This is a genomic window from Microcoleus sp. A6-C6 (assembly GCF_036705955.1).
Classification (GTDB): domain Bacteria; phylum Cyanobacteriota; class Cyanobacteriia; order Cyanobacteriales; family Microcoleaceae; genus Microcoleus.
In genome coordinates this window covers 1-18,631 of sequence record NZ_JAUBVR010000001.1, presented here as the reverse complement: position 1 = coordinate 18,631, position 18,631 = coordinate 1, and the positions used below count along the sequence as shown (strand labels likewise).

Annotated in this window: 12 protein-coding genes; 3 read left to right on the top strand and 9 right to left on the bottom strand. The window is 45.6% G+C overall.

All coding sequences use genetic code 11. The annotated features are described in order from the left end of the window. Positions 1-191 precede the first annotated feature (191 nt). The 8 genes from QUB52_RS00060 to QUB52_RS00025 all read right to left on the bottom strand — a co-directional run bounded on the left by QUB52_RS00060 (position 192) and on the right by QUB52_RS00025 (position 15,374). Positions 192-557 (bottom strand): hypothetical protein, encoded by a 366-nt coding sequence (locus QUB52_RS00060; RefSeq protein WP_265236727.1) that lies wholly within the window; start codon positions 555-557, stop codon positions 192-194. Between the two features lie 604 nt (positions 558-1,161). Beyond that, positions 1,162-1,854, bottom strand: a complete 693-nt coding sequence (locus tag QUB52_RS00055; protein WP_265236729.1) for a response regulator transcription factor — start codon at positions 1,852-1,854, stop codon at positions 1,162-1,164. A gap of 373 nt (positions 1,855-2,227) precedes the next feature. Beyond that, on the bottom strand, positions 2,228-3,055 hold the full coding sequence (map, locus tag QUB52_RS00050) for a type I methionyl aminopeptidase (protein WP_265236731.1): 828 nt from the start codon (positions 3,053-3,055) through the stop codon (positions 2,228-2,230). A 334-nt stretch (positions 3,056-3,389) separates the two neighbouring features. Then, complete coding sequence (locus tag QUB52_RS00045) at positions 3,390-5,480, bottom strand: hybrid sensor histidine kinase/response regulator (protein WP_332972202.1); 2,091 nt, start codon at positions 5,478-5,480, stop codon at positions 3,390-3,392. A 7-nt stretch (positions 5,481-5,487) separates the two neighbouring features. Next, on the bottom strand, positions 5,488-6,213 hold the full coding sequence (locus tag QUB52_RS00040) for a chemotaxis protein CheB (protein WP_332976084.1): 726 nt from the start codon (positions 6,211-6,213) through the stop codon (positions 5,488-5,490). Continuing rightward, positions 6,167-6,994 (bottom strand): CheR family methyltransferase, encoded by an 828-nt coding sequence (locus QUB52_RS00035; protein WP_332969075.1) that lies wholly within the window; start codon positions 6,992-6,994, stop codon positions 6,167-6,169. The genes QUB52_RS00040 and QUB52_RS00035 overlap by 47 nt, the downstream gene beginning before the upstream one ends. Positions 6,995-7,192: 198 nt before the next feature. After that, complete coding sequence (locus tag QUB52_RS00030) at positions 7,193-13,009, bottom strand: HAMP domain-containing protein (RefSeq protein WP_332972203.1); 5,817 nt, start codon at positions 13,007-13,009, stop codon at positions 7,193-7,195. Between the two features lie 292 nt (positions 13,010-13,301). Further along, positions 13,302-15,374 (bottom strand): FAD-dependent oxidoreductase, encoded by a 2,073-nt coding sequence (locus QUB52_RS00025; RefSeq protein WP_321161622.1) that lies wholly within the window; start codon positions 15,372-15,374, stop codon positions 13,302-13,304. 160 nt (positions 15,375-15,534) lie between these two features. Between QUB52_RS00025 and QUB52_RS00020 the strand changes: the two genes are divergently transcribed. The 3 genes from QUB52_RS00020 to QUB52_RS00010 all read left to right on the top strand — a co-directional run bounded on the left by QUB52_RS00020 (position 15,535) and on the right by QUB52_RS00010 (position 18,006). Continuing rightward, the gene (locus tag QUB52_RS00020; protein WP_332969073.1) at positions 15,535-16,047 is read left to right on the top strand and encodes a hypothetical protein; all 513 of its coding nucleotides are present in this window, start codon (positions 15,535-15,537) and stop codon (positions 16,045-16,047) included. A gap of 275 nt (positions 16,048-16,322) precedes the next feature. Continuing rightward, positions 16,323-17,084 (top strand): HpcH/HpaI aldolase family protein, encoded by a 762-nt coding sequence (locus QUB52_RS00015; protein ID WP_332972204.1) that lies wholly within the window; start codon positions 16,323-16,325, stop codon positions 17,082-17,084. A gap of 253 nt (positions 17,085-17,337) precedes the next feature. Continuing rightward, a complete protein-coding gene (locus QUB52_RS00010; RefSeq protein WP_332972205.1) occupies positions 17,338-18,006 on the top strand; it encodes a 2OG-Fe dioxygenase family protein in 669 nt (222 codons plus the stop codon). Between the two features lie 223 nt (positions 18,007-18,229). Here QUB52_RS00010 and QUB52_RS00005 read toward each other — a convergent pair whose 3' ends face one another. After that, complete coding sequence (locus QUB52_RS00005) at positions 18,230-18,517, bottom strand: hypothetical protein (protein WP_332972206.1); 288 nt, start codon at positions 18,515-18,517, stop codon at positions 18,230-18,232. Positions 18,518-18,631 lie beyond the last annotated feature (114 nt).

The window sequence follows — 18,631 nt, the reverse complement described above, 5'->3', positions numbered from 1 at the left end:
TACCTCAGCTCTGAAACTGTCCGATTATTTGAGCCGATCGCCCTTAAAGCATACCCGAAAAAATACATACTCTGTTATTATCATAATCTCAGGAAAATCCACCGGATTTTACTGATTTTTTGAACCCTCGGTGGCTCACATTGTACCGAGCAAAAAAGTCGATAGCCAAAAATCCCACAAATCCGATGCAGTTATTCGCAGACGGCTGAAATCTTACATTCCCTGCTTTGCTGGCCCCTCGCCGCACTGAGATAAACTACGGGCGGTGGCTCCTCAATGACAACTTGCACATTTTCGATCAGAATTTTATCAATCTCCATATCTAAATTAGTAGCTGAAAAATCAGGTAGATCCCAATCTTCGCTTTCTTCAATGAGGATTGTTGTGGTTGGTGCCACCATCTCTAAATCAAGCTCATCACCAAAATTAGAAACTTGCTTATTTGGTTCTATTTTCTGACTGGTATCAGTAGCTACAGCTTGAGTGGTATTGGTCATTAGTACGATCGGCAATGCTACCATTGCACTTATCGTTTGTCGCGCCGTGATTTTCCCCATAATCTCCTCCTAGTATCAACTAAATTTTGGTGCTGCTATAAATTCAAACATCCGCCGCTACTTTGCTGCGCTGCTATTAATTAATAGTCGCTTATTTTTCGACAAAATATACCCCTATCTGTGACACTTTAGGGCAAGTTTGCCTGACGGAGGGTATCCGGCTAACTCTTTCCGTTTCTATTGATTACGTGAAAACTCTTAAACAATCAGGTTTTCTTTTAAGTAATTTCGGAAATGAGAGCGAGTATCTATTTCAGGCTGAAAACGGCGAAAAGTGCGATCGCACCCCCTGTTACCAGCAAACTGATTTCCTGTTAACACATCCACCGAATTTTTGTCAATACTTATAACTTGATAGTTATCATTTTTTGCATATAGCAAGCGCCACATCGGGCAGGGACATAAATAACCTCATGAATAGAGCCGATACCTGTTGAGCATAAATGGTTTGATTTCCGTACTTTGAAACTGTCAACTATCAACTGTCAACTGTCAACTGTCAACTGTCAACTGCTAACTATCAACTGCTACAATTCTCGTTACCAGGAAGAGCCTGGTAACGCAGAGCGGCGAGACATAGCCACCAGCAAAAAAGTATCGGTTCCTACTTAGTCAAACCGTGTTCTAGAGCGTAGCGCACCAACTCAGTACGGCTGTTAGTACCAGTCTTGCTAAACAAACGGCTGACATACTTTTCCACATTACGCACGCTAGTTTCCAAGCGGCGGGCAATTTCCTTATTCATCAAACCTTGAGCAACCAAATCCAAAACACTTTGCTCTCGCGGAGTCAAATCAATTTTAATCGACGAAGCACTTTGGACGATCGAACTCCGGCCACTCAGCAAAGACTCAATTCTCGCCATTTGGCTAGCCAAAGCAGCAATATCAGGACTTTCACCATTGCCACTCGTCTCCTTAGCCGCCGCGCGACGGGCCAGCAAATTCGTGACAATTGCTACCAACTCGTCGGGATCGAAGGGCTTAGAAAGATAAGCATCGCAGCCTGCTTGATAGCCTTGAATGCGATCGCCCGTCATCCCCTTAGCCGTCAAAAACACCACCGGCAAAGACTTATAGCGAGGATCTTCCCGCACTTGCTTCAGAAACTGATAGCCGTCCACCTGCGGCATCATAATGTCTGAAATCACCAAATCAGGATTGATCTGCTGCAATAGTTCCCAGCCATCCCGAGCATTACTGGCAACCTCAACCGAAAAATCGCTATCTTCCAAATAAGCTTGTACCGCTTCCCGCAAGCCCGGTTCATCATCTACCAATAATAATCGTGCTAACATATCCGTTACCCTTACGTTTTATCAATATTATCTTTGAATTTAGCCTAATTCAATTATTTTTTTCCTCCATCTATAGAATCAACTTAAAAAATTGTAGTTAAACTCCTATACGGTTCAGTTAAACCTGATCCCCCCTAGCCCCCCTTAAAAAGGGTGGGACAAGAAATTTCTCAAAGTCCCCCTTTTTAAGGGGGATTTAGGGGCATCTCCGGGGAATAAACATCATTAACTAAACCGTATTGTGGTTAAACTCAAGAGGTTTAAGTTTTGTTTTGATCCAATGATTAAAAACTGATTAATTCAAAAATCAAAACCGCGCAGCGTTGTTCGCGCGAGCGCGGCAATCGCACAATTATTCTTGAACCATTGCGACTTAAACTTTTGAACGATCGGTCAAAATTTCATAACCGGTGTCCGTCACCAACACAGTATGCTCAAACTGAGCAGACATAGCATTATCAACCGTTACAGCAGTCCACTTGTCAGCAAGCGTCCGAGTGAACTTAGAACCCGCATTCAGAATCGGCTCGATCGCCAATGTCATACCCGATCGCAATTTCACATTCGGCATTTCGCGAGTACGGAAATTAAAAACCGACGGTTCCTCGTGCAAATTGCGCCCGACACCGTGGCCTGTAAACTCTTCAACGATGCTAAAACCGTTGCTTTTGACATGATCCTCGATCGCACCAGCCAGATCCAGCAAATACGCTCCCGCCTTCACTTGTTCGATACCTTTATATAGAGCTTCTTCGGCAACTCTAATTAATTTTGCAGATTCCGGTGTCACCTCAACAACTGCGATAGTAATGCAAGAATCGCCATGAAAACCTTGGTAATATGCTCCCGTATCTACTTTGAGAACATCTCCGGCCCGAATTACCTTTTTGCGGCTGGGGATGCCGTGAACAACTTCGTTATTAATGCTAGAGCAAATCGATCCAGTGAAACCGTGATAGCCTTTAAAACTGGGAGTTGCACCCATTTCTCGGATGCGTTTTTCGGCATAAATATCCAAATCAGCAGTAGTCATTCCCGGTTTTACAAGTTGCGAAATTTCTTTCAGTACGGTTGCGACAATTTTCGCCGCCTGCCGCATTATTTCGATTTCGCGTTCCGACTTAATTTCAATGCCTCGACGCTGTTTTGTGACTTGGGGTTGTTTAGTTGGTGCGGAAAGCAGACTGCTAAAAATATTCATTGAATGTCAGGTAATTTTGTAGTTTGAAGGCAGGTTAAAGCAAAAAACGGCAAATGTCCGGTTTTTTGGGGAAACACCGGTGTCTTGTTCCGAACTGTCGATCGCTCGTCCTTTCAGCTAGTTTAATATTTTTCTTGATAATCGGCACGGGAAAGGCGGATATGCGGAGAGGGATCGGGAGAAAGGGGGAGAGGGGGAGAGGGGGAGAGGGGGAGAGGATTTTTGATGTGCCGCGCGATCGCTCAATAGAATTTAAATGCAGTACAACTTACCAAATCCGGCTTAGATACCCGTCGCTGTCGATCGTCTGTCTCCGCAGACGATAGTTTTACTCTCAGGCGGTTTCAACCGCCGAGTCCCTTTGAGCCTCCGATCTCTGGCCTTTTAAGTTGAATGATTCAACAGCTTTGAGGCCCACCGGATTGCTGAGGATTCCTGCGAGGTTGGCAATTCCTGCAATTAATTTAGTTACCTCAACAGGTTTAGATAAGTGCATCTGGAAACCAGCTTCCAGCGCTTGTCGGCGATCGGACTCTCTCACGTAAGCTGTCAGGGCGATCGCAGGCATCTTTCGATCCCGCAGCACTTCCATTTCTCTCACCCGCGCGATCAACTCATAGCCGTCTGCTCCCGGCATTCCAATGTCGCTCAGCAGCACATCTGGCCAAGAACTCTCCAGTGCAGCTAGAGCCCCGGCCACCGATGCTGCCGATCGCACCACAGCTCCTTCGTCTTCGAGTACAGCAATCAAAAACTCCCGCGTGTCATCGTCATCATCCACCACCAGCAATTGCAAATTAGCAAGAGTTGGGAGAGCCTCTGTCGCGTCATTGAGTTCAGAGCAATCATCAAGATCACCTTGCCCGTTGTCCTCAGCAACTGGCAGAGAAACCGTAAATTTCGCACCCTCGCCCGTATTATTCTGTGCGCCAACCTTACCACCGTGCTGTTCCACCAAGTGACGGACGATCGCCAATCCCAGCCCCAAACCCCCGTAAGACCTAGTTGTGCTGCTATCAGCTTGGCGGAAGCGATCGAAAACATAAGGCAGAAAATCAGGAGCAATACCAATTCCGCTATCAATTATCTGAATTTGGGCCTCGTCGCCAACTAACTTCAACCGCACCTCTATTTTACCCTCTTCAGGAGTAAACTTAATCGCATTTGAAAGCAAATTCCAGATTACTTGCTGCAAGCGATCGCTATCGCCTATAACTTTACCAACATTTGAGTCAGCTTGAAATTCTATCACAATTGATTTTGTCTCTGCCAGCGGTTTCAGAGAATCAATTGCCATTTCAATCACATTTTTCAACTGAATCGGATACAAATTGAAATTTAATTTTCCGCGCAGAATTCGCGAAACATCTAAAATATCTTCAACGAGTTGCGCTTGAGATTTAGCATTTCGCTCAATTGTTTCTAGGGCTTTATCAATAGTTTCTTGGTCAAACTTTTTGGCCCGCAGCAGCCTTGACCAGCCGAGAATGGCATTTAAAGGAGTACGGAGTTCGTGGGATAGAATAGCCAGAAATTCATCCTTCATCTGGTTAGCTCTCTCAGCTTCTTGCCGCGCCACTTGTTCGCGGATCAGTCTGCCGCGTTCTTCCTCTGCTTGCTTGCGGTCTGTGATATCTCTAACCGTACCAACGTGACCGATCAGTTTTCCCAAATCCGAAAACATTGGCGACGACTGCACATGAATCCAACGCACATCTTCGTTATCAACTAATCGAAACTCACTCGAATATTCGTGACCTTCTTTAATCCAACCTAACCAATCTGCTACTACGCGATCGCGGTTTTCAGGATGAACCGACCGCTGCCAAACTGACACCAAATTTTCATCCAAAATTAACCCGGAAATCTCTTGACAGCGGGGATTCATGTAAGTACAGCGACCTTCAACGTCAGCTAAGTAAATTCCCAGGGGCGAACAAGCACACAAAGTACGAAATCGCTCTTCACTTTTACTGAGTTCATTATTAACAGCAGCTAACTGTGTTGCTTGTCGCTTCACCTCGGCTGTTTTTTGGAACAATTCCACAAATACCTGCACCTTCGATGTCAATATTTCCGGTTCCAAAGGTTTGAAGAGGTAATCCACCGCACCCAGAGAATAACCTTTAAACACGTGGGTGTCATTACTGCTGAATGCTGTGACAAAAATAATCGGAGTCGATCGCGATCGATCTCTGGAGCGAATCAATGTTGCCGTCTCAAATCCATCCATTCCCGGCATCTGCACATCAAGCAAAATCACCGCAAAATCGTCATTCAGCAGACATCTCAGAGCCTCCGCGCCCGAATTAGCTTGTACTAGATTATAAGAATGGCTGTTGAGGATAGCTTCTAGAGCCACCAAATTTTCTGGCCGATCGTCAACTAGAAGGACATTTACTTGATTTTCGCGTTCCACATCCATAAATTTTTTAATTTTTAATTGTTAGCAAGTTGACTAAACACGGAGCGATTTTAGAGAGGGGTAAAATCCAGTCTACTTCAACATTTGCGATCGCGGACGCCGGCATTGTCCGGCATAGAGCCGAAGCAGGTTCCTCCACAAATGTCAATCCTCCCTCAGCTTTAATTTTTGCCAGCCCTTCACTCCCATCAGAACTAGCTCCCGTTAAAATTATGCCGATAACTTTCTCCCCAAAGGCATCAGCAGCAGACTCAAACAGCACGTCGATAGAGGGCCGCGCGTGGCAGACAGGAGCATCAGTTGATAGTGCAAATGTAGGAGAAACGCGACTGAGGATTGGGGATTTTGAATTGTCGATTGGCTCCGCCGCCGCGCTCTCCCATGCTGTACCGTCGTTTTCATCAATGCTAAATTTCTCCATCCAGGGCAATTCTACGAGCAAGTGATAGTCAGCGGGAGCCAAGTAAATCCGGCCAGGGGCGATCGGCTCTTTGTCTTGAGCCTCCGTGATTTGGAGAGAGCTTTGCTGTTGTAAAAAATCCGTAAGGCTGTTAGGAGAAGTCTTATGGCGGTGTTGGACAATAACCACAGGCAAAGGAAAACTTTGTGGCAAATCTGCCAGCAGGACAGTCAGAGCATCTAGCCCTCCCAAAGACGTGCCAACAACCACTATCTCAAAAATATTTTTATTTAATTTTGCGGTAGAGTTTGTCACTTCGTTCAACTGCTTCATAGTTTTTTTCATAAGGTGTAAAAGTTAGAGACTCCTGATGTCCTAATCCTAAAATTCCAAACATTCCCAAGCTCTCATAAAAAAGTTTATGTACCCGTTCTTGGAGTTGTGAATTGAAATAAATCATCACATTACGGCACAGAATTACATTAAATTCATTAAAAGAAGTATCTGTTGCTAAGTTGTGGTGAGCAAAGACCATGTTATCTTTAAGTGAAGACCCAAAAATAGCATTTTCATAGGCAGCAGTATAATACTCGGAAAACGCTTTTTTGCCCCCTGCTTGATGGTAGAGATGCGTATATTCTTGCATTTGTTTCAAAGGAAATATACCAGCTTTGGCTGTTTTTAACACTAATTCGTTCATGTCAGTAGCGTAAATCCGACAGCGGTTATACAGTCCTTCTTCTTGCAGCAAAATTGCCATAGAATAGACTTCTTCTCCCGTTGAACATCCAGCGTGCCAAATCCGAATAAAAGGATAAGTACGCAGCATCGGCACCACTTTTTTTCGGAAACTAATGTAAAATCCTGGATCGCGAAACATTGTAGTTACATTCACAGAAACATCCACCAAAAAACGCTCTAAACAGGCAGGATTGTGGAGTATTTTGTCCTGAAGTCCAGAGACCGTGGTGAGCCGTTCCGCTCGAATAGTGTTCCAAATGCGGCGCTTGATAGAGGCAAGAGCATAATTACGAAAATCAAATCCGTAATAGCGAAATATTCCCTCTAGTAGGAGTTGAATTTCGATTGTTTCCAGTTCATGAGTTTCGGGCATTAGTAATTAGTAATTGGGAATTGGGCATTGTTGACTGTTGATTGTTGACTGTTGATTGTTAACTGTTGACAGTTGACAGTTGACTGTTGACTGCTCACTAATGACTGCTCATTAATGACAACTAACAACTGACTACTGACTACTGACTACTGCCAACTGACTACTGACTACTGACTACTGACTACTGACTTCTTTCCATTACCGATAAAGCCAAACGCGCAGCAGCGAGAGCAATTGTTCCGTATCAACAGGCTTCGTGATGTAGTCAGAAGCCCCAGCTTCGATACATTTTTCCCGATCGCCCTTCATAGCTTTGGCAGTAAGAGCAATCATTGGCAGCGAACCGAATTGAGGCATCTTGCGAATTGCTTCCATTGTCTCGTAACCGTCCATCTCCGGCATCATCACGTCCATCAACACAATATTTATGTCAGGCGTATTTTGCAACTGAGCAATACCCTCTCGGCCGTTTTCAGCAAACACAATTTGCATTAGATGGCGCTCCAGCATACTTGTGAGGGCGAAGATATTCCGCACGTCGTCGTCAACAATCAAGACTTTTTTGCCCGCGAGTGTCGAATCTGTTTGATACAACTGTTCTAGCATTTGGCGCTTAGGTTCCGGCAAATTTGCTTGAACTCGGTGCAAGAACAAAGCAGTTTCATCCAACAGGCGCTCTGGCGATCGCACATCTTTAATAATTATTGTTTCCGCCATGCGCTTGAGTTGAGTTTCTTCGGTTCTCGTCAACTCTTTGCCCGTATAAATAATAATCGGCAAACTTTTCAAACTCGGCTCTTGCTTGATCTGCTCGATCAGTTCAAAACCAGTCATATCTGGCAGTCCCAAATCGAGCACAATGCAGTCAAACTGCCCAGCCTTCAAAGTTTCTAGCGCCTCTGCACCGCTACCCACAGCCGTCGTTGAAACATCGTGATTGCCGATTAAATCCACAATGCTAAGACGTTGCGTTTCGTTGTCTTCGACAACTAGCAAATTTTTCACGGGGCGCTCCACAAAACCCTTAATATCAGTCAAAGCTTTGCTCAAAGCCTCATGACTGACAGGCTTTTGTAAATACGCGATCGCCCCTAACTGCAAACTGCGCTGCCGCCCTTCTTCAACTGATACAATGTGAACCGGAATGTGGCGCGTAGTCGCGTCGTGCTTCAGGCGATCGAGCACCGTCCAGCCATCCATCACAGGCAAATTTAGATCCAGCATAATCGCAGTTGGCTTGAACTCTCGCGCCATCGCCAAACCGATATCGCTCCGCAAAGCAACCAAAGCTTTAAAACCCTGTTCCTGCGCCATATCCACCAGAATCCGAGCAAAATTGACATCATCCTCGATAATCAAAAGGATGCGATCGCCACTCTCAATATTTTCTCGGTCATCAGATATGGAAACCGACGGATAAGGCGCCACAGGCAAATGGAAATTCGGCGAAGGAAGTGTCGCAGAAACACCAGGCGGCAACTGGGGCGTTGGGTTGTCGGTTCCCGAATCGCGATCGTTCATTATTATTTCCGATTCTTGGTAAGTTTGCGGCAGATAAAGCGTGAATTTACTACCCTCACCAGCGCGACTCGTCAACTTAATTTCTCCCCCTAACAGATTAGCAATTTCTCTACTAATAGACAAACCCAAACCAGTGCCCCCGTATTTCCGGCTAGTGCTACCATCAGCTTGTTGGAAAGCCTCAAAAATAACCCTGTGTTTGTCATCAGAAATCCCAATCCCCGTATCGCTAACCGAGAAAGCCAAAACAGTAGCAGAACTCGTTAAAGCTTCAATCTCTAAACTCCACCCTTCCCGCACTACTTCGACACCCAACTTCACCTCACCCCGCTCAGTAAACTTAAAAGCATTAGAGAGAAGATTCTTCAAAACTTGTTGCAGCCGTTTAGCATCAGTATAGATACCTTTTGGCAACGCAGCCTCAAGCTCTATTTTAAAACTCAACTTCTTATCCAGAGCCATTTGGCGGAAAGTTCGATCCAAATGATCTCGCAAATCCCCAAACAAAACTTGCTCAATATCCACCGACATCGTGCCAGATTCAATCTTAGCAAGATCCAAAATGTCATTAATCAGCTCTAACAAATCAGTTCCCGCCGAATAAATAGTGCGCGTGTATTCAACTTGCTTAGAACTCAAATTGCCGTCAGGATTATCAGAAAGCAATCGAGCCAGAATCAACAGCGAATTCAGCGGAGTTCGCAACTCATGAGACATATTTGCCAGAAACTCAGACTTATACTTAGAAGTTAGAGCCAACTGTTCAGCCCTTTCTTCCAGCAACGCCCTCGCCTGTTCAATATCTCGGTTTTTCCGCTCAACTTCCTTATTTTGCAGCGCCAGCAATTCAGCTTGTTCTTCTAATTCTTCATTCGTTTGTTGCAACTCTTCCTGCTGATTTTTCAACAATTCCTCAGAGGCGCGGAGCGACTGCGCCTGTTGTTCGAGACGCTGGTTAGTTTCCGTTAATTCCTTTTGCTGAGTTTGCAACTCTTCTGTCAAAGACTGCGACTGTTTTAATAACTCTTCCGTCCGCATACTCGCCGCAATTGTATTTAAAACAATCGCGATACTTTCTGTAAGTTGGTCTAGAAAAGTCAAATGTATTTCGCTGAAGCGGCGAAACGAAGCTAACTCAATTACAGCCGTCACTTGTCCCTCAAACAGTACGGGTAAAACCACGACATTCAGCGGCGCAGATTCTCCCAGCCCCGAACTGATTTTAACGTAATTGTCCGGTACTTCCGTCAACAGGATTCGTTCTTTTTCCAGGGCGCACTGTCCGACCAAACCTTCACCTAAACTGAATCTATTTCCTAGATGCTTGCGTTCCCGGTAGGCGTAGGTGCTTAACAGTTTGAGAAACGGATCGTGTTCTATAGATTCCATCATAAAAAAGACACCATGCTGAGCAGAAACCAGCGGTGTAAGTTCAGATAAAATTAGTTTAGAAACAGTTTCTAAATCCCGCTGACCTTGTAGCATTCGAGTGAACTTAGCCAGGTTTGTTTTCAGCCAATCTTGCTCAGTATTTTTATGCGTTGTCTCCCGGAGATTGACAATCATCTGGTTAAGATTATCTTTGACAATGGCAACTTCTCCCTCAGTAGCAACGGAAATAGACCTCGTTAAATCGCCTCTGGTAACAGCAATTGCAACTTCGGCTATAGCACGCAACTGAGTAGTCAAATTCGCCGCCAATTCATTCACATTGTCCGTCAAATCTCGCCACGTCCCCGCCGCCCCCGGAACCTTCGCCTGACCACCCAATTTCCCTTCAATTCCAACTTCCCGCGCCACCGTAGTAACTTGATCCGAAAACGTCGCCAGCGTATCGATCATCTCGTTAATCGTATCAGCCAGAGTCGCAATTTCCCCCTTAGCTTCCAGAATTAATTTACGCTTCAAATCGCCATTCGCCACCGCCGTCACAACTTTAGCAATACCCCGGACTTGCGCCGTCAAATTCTCCGCCATCGAGTTTACATTGTCGGTTAAATCTTTCCAAGTCCCCGCAACTCCTTTCACCTCAGCTTGACCGCCCAATTTACCCTCAGTTCCCACCTCCCGCGCCACCCGCGTCACCTCAGAAGCGAAGGAATTAAGCTGATCCACCATCACATTAATAGTATCTTTCAACTCCAGAATTTCGCCTTTAACATCAACGGTAATTTTCTTAGACAAATCTCCATTTGCTACCGCCTTCGTCACTTCCGCAATATTCCGCACCTGCGCCGTCAAATTCCCCGCCATCAAGTTAACTGAATCAGTTAAATCTTTCCAAGTTCCTCCTACCCCGCGCACGTAAGCTTGTACGCCTAATTTGCCTTCGGTTCCTACTTCCCTAGCAACTCTAGTTACTTCTGATGAGAAGGAACTCAACTGATCCACCATCACGTTCATGGTGTTTTTCAGTTCGAGAATTTCCCCTTTGACATCAACGGTAATTTTCTTAGATAAATCGCCATTAGCCACAGCAGTTGTCACTTCAGCAATATTGCGGACTTGTGCTGTTAAATTCCCAGCCATCGAGTTAACAGAATCCGTTAAATCTTTCCAGGTTCCTGCAACTCCTTTCACCTCAGCTTGCACGCCTAATTTGCCTTCTGTTCCTACTTCCCTCGCAACCCTAGTTACTTCTGACGCGAAGGAATTTAACTGGTCAACCATCGTGTTGACAGTATTTTTTAACTCTAGAATTTCACCTTTAACATCAACAGTAATTTTTTTAGATAAATCGCCATTTGCTACAGCAGTAGTCACCGCCGCAATATTCCGCACTTGCGCCGTCAAACTGCCGGCCATAAAGTTAACACTATCCGTTAAATCCTTCCAGGTTCCTGCTACGCCTCTGACATCCGCTTGACCGCCTAGTTTACCTTCCGACCCTACTTCCCTCGCCACCCGCGTTACTTCTGAGGCGAAGGAATTAAGTTGATCCACCATCACGTTAATGGTGTTTTTTAGTTCTAAAATTTCACCTTTAACCTGTACCGTAATTTTCTTAGATAAGTCACCGTTAGCAACAGCAGTCGTCACATCAGCAATGTTGCGGACTTGGGCTGTTAAATTCCCGGCCATCGAGTTAACTGAATCTGTTAAATCTTTCCAGGTTCCTGCAACTCCTTCCACTTCTGCTTGTACGCCTAATTTGCCTTCGGTTCCAACTTCCCGCGCCACTCTAGTTACTTCTGATACGAAGGAATTTAACTGGTCAACCATCGTGTTGACGGTGTTTTTCAGTTCGAGAATTTCCCCTTTAACATCGACGGTAATTTTCTTAGATAAATCGCCCTTGGCCACAGCGGTTGTCACATCAGCAATGTTGCGGACTTGTGATGTCAAACTGCCGGCCATGAAGTTAACGCTATCAGTTAAATCTTTCCAAGTTCCCGCAACTCCTTTAACTTCTGCTTGACCGCCGAGTTTGCCTTCGGAACCAACTTCTCTCGCAACTCTAGTTACTTCTGAGGCGAAGGAATTCAACTGATCCACCATGATGTTAATCGTGTTTTTCAGTTCGAGAATTTCCCCTTTAACATCTACGGTAATTTTCTTAGATAAATCGCCATTGGCTACAGCGGTTGTCACGTCGGCAATGTTGCGAACTTGTGCTGTTAAATTCCCGGCCATTGAGTTAACAGAATCTGTTAAATCTTTCCAGGTTCCTGCTACTCCTCTGACTTCTGCTTGTACGCCTAATTTCCCTTCGGTTCCTACTTCCCGCGCCACTCTGGTTACTTCTGATGAGAAGGAACTCAACTGATCTACCATGACGTTAATCGTGTTTTTCAGTTCGAGAATTTCCCCTTTGACATCGACGGTAATTTTCTTAGATAAATCGCCATTTGCTACAGCGGTTGTCACTTCGGCAATGTTGCGGACTTGGGCTGTTAAATTCCCGGCCATCGAGTTAACTGAATCTGTTAAATCTTTCCAGGTTCCTGCTACTCCTTCCACTTCGGCTTGTACGCCTAATTTGCCTTCGGTTCCTACTTCTCTAGCAACTCTGGTTACTTCTGAGGCGAAGGAACTCAATTGGTCTACCATTGTGTTGACAATTTTGGCTGTTTGGAGGAATTCTCCTTTGAGTGGCCTGTCTTCTATTTCTAGGGGGATGGTTTGCGATAAATCTCCTTTTGCTACGGCCCGAATTACTCTGGCGGTTTCTGAGGTTGGTTGTACTAAATCTGTAATTAGGGTATTGACAGAATTGATGCTAGCTGCCCAGGAACCTTCAACGTTGCCGATGGTGGCGCGCTGGGCGATTTTGCCTTCTTTCCCGACAACTGTGCCGATGCGATCGAGTTCGGCGGCCATTCTCTGATTGAGCTCGATAATATCGTTAAGTTCGTCAGCAATTTTCCCGGCTAGACCGGTCTGGTCTATGGGCATCCTCACTGAAAAGTCCCCTTTTTTGACAGCTACTAAGGTTCTGAGTAACTGTTTGGCATAAACATTATTGGGATTGGCTGTGAGCTGTGCAGTTGACATGACCGTTACCTTTGACGAGTTTGAAGGGGAAGGGGGGAATATTTTTGGGGATTATTGATATTATCCGACTAAAGCAGTGTCTGATTGGTTCTATCGAAAGATGGATGACAAATTGCTGTTGGTTGAATATTCACTTATTGGTTATTTTATACTGTTAACAGGCTCTTCTTGGTAACGAGTTAATTGTGGGGTGTCAGGAACAGGCCCGAAAGCCTGTTCCACCCTGTTCCACAAAGAGTGAATTTTATTGTGCGGCGGGCAGGATGTCCGCCCTACAGATTACCAACTGCGATTATTTCCAATTTTGCCACGAACTATTGAAAATAGAAGTACCTGGAAAGGCGATCGGATTCTTGTCTTGCTGCAACCGCAACTGTAACGCCTCCAAATTCGGCTCGCGGGATGGTAATTCGTCCACCAATTCATAGGGTAAAATCCCATTTTCTAGGGAAAAAGCAGCCGTAACACCCGCAGCAGCCCCAGCAGACCATTCAAAAGAATGCACTCGATAAGCAGCCGCCGCCGTGTGGCTAACAGCAATACTTTTACCCGCCACTAACATATTGTCAATCCTCTGAGGAATCATTGCCCGCAGCGGAATTTGGAACGGATAAGCTTGTCCTTGACCTTTGCGAGTGCCTTCGCGTTCGGTGTTTCCCGGTGCTTCCGGCGGGCTGTTGGTCATGCAGGGGTGAAAGTCGATCGCGTAATGACCGATACCCACACTATCAGGATAAATCCGGGCGCGCGATCGCGATTTAGTCTCCTCAACAGTCTGACTTCCCACAGCCAAAGCCGGCGCGTTCAAACCACCCACAGCCAACCACAAATCTCGGTACTCTTCCTTCGACAAATTCTCGCGGTAAAAATCCGTCTTAAAATCAGTCCGAGACATATCAACTTCCCACACCGTAAAACCTTGAGGCTGAGTCAAAGTCGGCCGTCCAATAATCCGCCGACCTTCCCGCATATAAGGATATTTAGAAAGTCCGTGCACCGTCCCCATCGGCGAATCCAATCCGCTCAACAAACGATTGTTTGGATAAGGTTTTTTCACTCCATTACCTAATTGCGAGTCAGTAGTTCCTGCTACCAACCAGTAGAAATATCCTTGAGCATTTTCTTCGCCGCGGCGCAAAGTTTCCGTTCGCAAACCACCCATCCATGCGCCCGGTTGCAGTTGACCGTTAGCCTCCAATTGCGCGCGAGAATAAATTAAATTATCCTCAGCAGAACCGGGGCGGTAGTCATTCCCCCAAGTCCAGTTTTGCATGGAAATATCCCCAGGATAAATCGGGAATTTCTTGGGATCGGAAGGGCGCGGCTCATCCGGTCTCATGGTTTTAATTTGGCGATAGCTGAAAACTAGCGGAAAGCTGGCTAATCTCGCCAGTTCGTAACTGTAGTAAGGAGCGTATTGTTGATAAAAAGACGGCTGTTGATGCTGCTGCGGTTCCTTTGTTGCTTGCATCGCAAAGGTGTAGGTAAAACCTTGGGTGCAGTAAGGGTCGCCGGTTGGGCTGGCGGAGGAAGGTTCGAGAGGTGAACGCGGGTCAATTCCGAGGCGGTAGGGAACATCGGCAAGTCCGATTAATTCGCCTGTTTCAGTCGCATCTACCACGAACCAATCTGCACCTCTAGGTTTTGATTTTGACTGGTTGGGTGGTTTGGAAGTGAACCGAATAATAGTTTTGTTAAATCGCGCCGAGTTTTCGTAGCGATAGGCATCTTCGATGGTTTTAGACAGGGTTTCGGTGTTGATGGGCGGGGTGTTGGCGGCTGGTTTGTGTTGAATGGCGATCGCACTTTTAATTTGTTGTCCGCCAACTGCATTCCCCGCCACCGCCGGAGTAATTGCTAATTCTTTAATCACGGTATTCGGAAACCATTTCAGCTTCCCTTTGCCTGTTTGAGCCGCATTTTGCAAAATGTCAGATAGAATTTTGTGGCCGTCGTAGGGCATGAAACAGGAATAGCTAACCCAACAGCCGCCGGGATTTAGCCTCCCGTAATGTTCTTTGATTCGCCGCCGCAATTCTAGGTAGCCGCGGGGGTAAAATAAGAGCGATCGCTGAGTTTCTCTTTCATCAAGTGCGGAAGTTCCCTGGGAGGAAATTTGACCGCCTAACCAGTCAGTAATTTCCGTGATACAAACGGTGCGCCCCGCCAGCAAACCTTCGTAAGCGGTAGCAGCACCTGCAAGCCCGCCGCCTGCTACGAGAATGTCGCAAGTTTCCTCTTTGTCGGGATTGCGCACAGGTGCGGCCAAGGCTGGGGTAATAGCCGAGAGGGAGGCAATTAGACTGAGGGTGAAGGTGAAGAGCGATCGACCTTTGAGCGAAAATAGATACCGTCGCAGTTTCATCGGAGACTGTGGAATTAATTTTGACATCAGCAAAAAACACTCATCGCATTTAAATGTTTATTTTGCACTATACTGGTATTTCGCGGTAGAGTCAGGGCAAACTTTTTTATATAAGAGGCATTAATAGCAGTGACAACTATTGAATAGCCGAATCAACTTTATGCTAAAAATCGTCAAATTTTTTAAGTCATTGATTCCCTTTGAGGATTTAACAATTATCACCAGTTTAACTTTTTTGGAAGTTTTGAACAGGTTGGACGAAGTTGTGACTCCTCCCAAACTTTTTAGAATAACTCTACCCTTCGGCGCGCCACCTGCCAAACCTTATGAAGGAACAATCTCTGGCAATACCTTCAAAATCAGTCGCATCATCACTGGCCGCAATTCATTTTTGCCAATTATCGAAGGATATATCCATTCTCAACCGTTTGGTTGTTCCATCAAAATTAGGATGAGTTTACATAAAATAGTCCTAGCATTTATGATGCTTTGGCTGTGGACAACTGGCAGTATTGGAATGTTTGCTTTATTTGCTTGGTTCGTAGAACCCTCCGTGGGGCCAATATTTTTACTGATATTAGGAATGTTTATTTTTGCCTGGGTTGTGTGCTTGATTCCCTTTAAAATCGAAGCTAAATCAGCTATAAAATTTTTATCTATCCTCTTAACATAAAGATCGGACGTACGGTTGAAACCGCGTCTATACAAACTCTCACCTGCCTCCGCAGGTTGAAGAGTGTAAAATTAAAAACAATCTGGGTTCATCGGCATTAATTCGCGGTAAAAAAACATCAAATTTCCGGCATTACCAGAAAGAATTGGGTTAAAGCCTCTCCCTTGTAGGGAGAAATTAAAAGCAGACTATTCATTACTTCAATCCTCTTCCTGACCGGGAGAGGTCGCCCTCAACTGTCAACTGTCAACTGTCAACTGTCAACTGAATAAACCATGCGTCAGAACCAACTCAAACAAAAAATCAAACAAGGCGAAACAGTCCTCGGTTTATTTATGAACTGCGCCTATCCCGCATTCATCGAAATCTGCGGTCACGCTGGATTTGATTTTGCCGTCATAGACATGGAACACGGCCCCCTGCACCCCCTTGCTGCTGAAGATTTGTGTCGCGCGGCCGACTGCACCGGCATTGCACCAATTGTCCGTGTCCGCAAAAACGATGGGCCGCAAATTCAACGAGCTCTCGACATCGGCAGCGCAGGCGTTCAAGTACCGCAAATTGAAAGCAAAATTGATGCCGAAATCGCTGTCAAAAGCGCTAAATACAGTCCTCTGGGCACGCGGGGTCTTTCTTTCGCTACGCGGGCTGGACGTTACACTGCTGCGGGCGTTGATATCACGGACAAACTCAATGAAGAATCCTTGGTTGTGATTCACATCGAAGGTAAAGGTGGCATCGATAACTTAGCAGAAATTGTGACTGTGCCACATATTGATGTGATTTTTTTGGGGCCTTACGATCTGTCACAGTCGATCGGCATTCCGGGCCAAGTCTGCGATCCCCGAGTCATCGACATGATGCAGGAAGCAGTGCAAACCATCCGCAAAGCAGGCAAAGCAGCGGGTACTTTTGCCGAAAACCCCGAAATCGCCAAGCAGTGGATTGATGTTGGCGTTCAATACGTTGCACTTGGGGCGGATGTTGCCGTCTTCCTGCGGGCCTGTCAGTCGCTAGTGAAAGCGGTGCGGAGTTAAACTGCTAAGTAAATCCACTTAATTAAACGTCAAATACCGATCGCTGAAAAGCTTGCTGTGTATGTCTTCTTCCCTCTTCCTTCTTCCCTCTTCCTTCTTCCCTCTTCCTTCTTCCTTCTTCCTTCTTTACGATATCTTTGCAAATTTTGTAGTGTTTTTTACCACAGGTGCAAAAAACCTGAGCTAGACTAGAAGCATACACCTCCTTAAGGCAAAATTAAGGAGGGGAGCAAGGCTTTAGGAAGAAAAATCTATGAAAACAGTATTAGAATCCATTCAATTGGACTATGCTTTCATGTTTACTTTCAAGAAAGTAAACTCGATTAAGCTCGAAGGTTTCCAGCCATTTTTTAACGATATGCCGATCGATCCTTACATTAAAGGCAAGTATCGTTCCAGAAGATTGTCGCGGTTTGCAGTGAACGGGACTGAGTTAGTTAAGTTACCTCACGGCTACTTGTTCCAAAGCAAAGCATACAATCCGGTGGTGGGTGATATCCGGCGGGAATATGCCGAATTGGACGATCGGCTAATTGCCCTCGATAACTTCAAACAACTGATTTTTGCCTTCTTCGACTCCTGCAAAATTCACCCAGAAGCCGAAATCGGAGTGCATCAAATCAGGACAAGTTGCTCGCCGCACAATTTCGGCAACCCCGCACCGGAAGGCATTCACCAAGACGGTACTGATTTTATCGGGATTTTCTCGGTCGATCGCACTAATATTGTCGGCGGGGAAACGCATTTGTACTTGGCGAAAAAAGAGAAGCCTGTTTTTAATAAAATTCTGCATCCGGGAGAATTGCTGCTAGTAAATGACCACGAATTTTTCCACTTTACTACGCCGATTAAACCGGAATTAGAAGGAGTGGGAACTAGGGATGTCTTTGTGATTACTTCTCCGAGTTTGCTTACCGATTGACGAAACTGGGCGGTTGAAACCGCCTCTACACAAACTCTCGCCCACTCGCCTGCGGGTTGAATAACTGTAGTTGGCGTTGCTGATTTACGGTATGAACGGCTAAATATGCAAATCATAAAAACCATTGTCCACAAAGCTTCTGGATTTTTGTCTAGTTCTTTTTCATACCCTGATTAAGCAACTCCCTTGGTTCGTAGTGCGTAAGTCTTAAAAAAAATCACCATTAACCGTTCAAGAATCGATCGGGATCGATGCCAGATTCCCGCAGTCTTTGCATCAAAGATTCTAAGCGAGTTTCGGCAGTCTCTGCACGCTGTCTTTCCTGCTCTGCAAGCTCTTGTGCCTGCTGGGCTTGTTCTTGTGCCTGCTCTGCACGCTGTCTTTCCTGCTCTGCACGCTCTTGTGCCTGCTGGGCACGCTCTTCGGGAGTAGGAATCCAATTCCCTTCACCAAAAAACGAGAGGGAAGCCCCTGGCTTTAGACATGAGGAGGAACTCGGTAGCGGTTTCAACCGCCTTCAATTTTTTTTTGTATTGGTTGTTTTGTAGGCATACTTTACCCTGGAATTGCGAATACTATGCTAATATAAACCAAGGAGGAAAACAGAATGTATGGATGCCAGCAA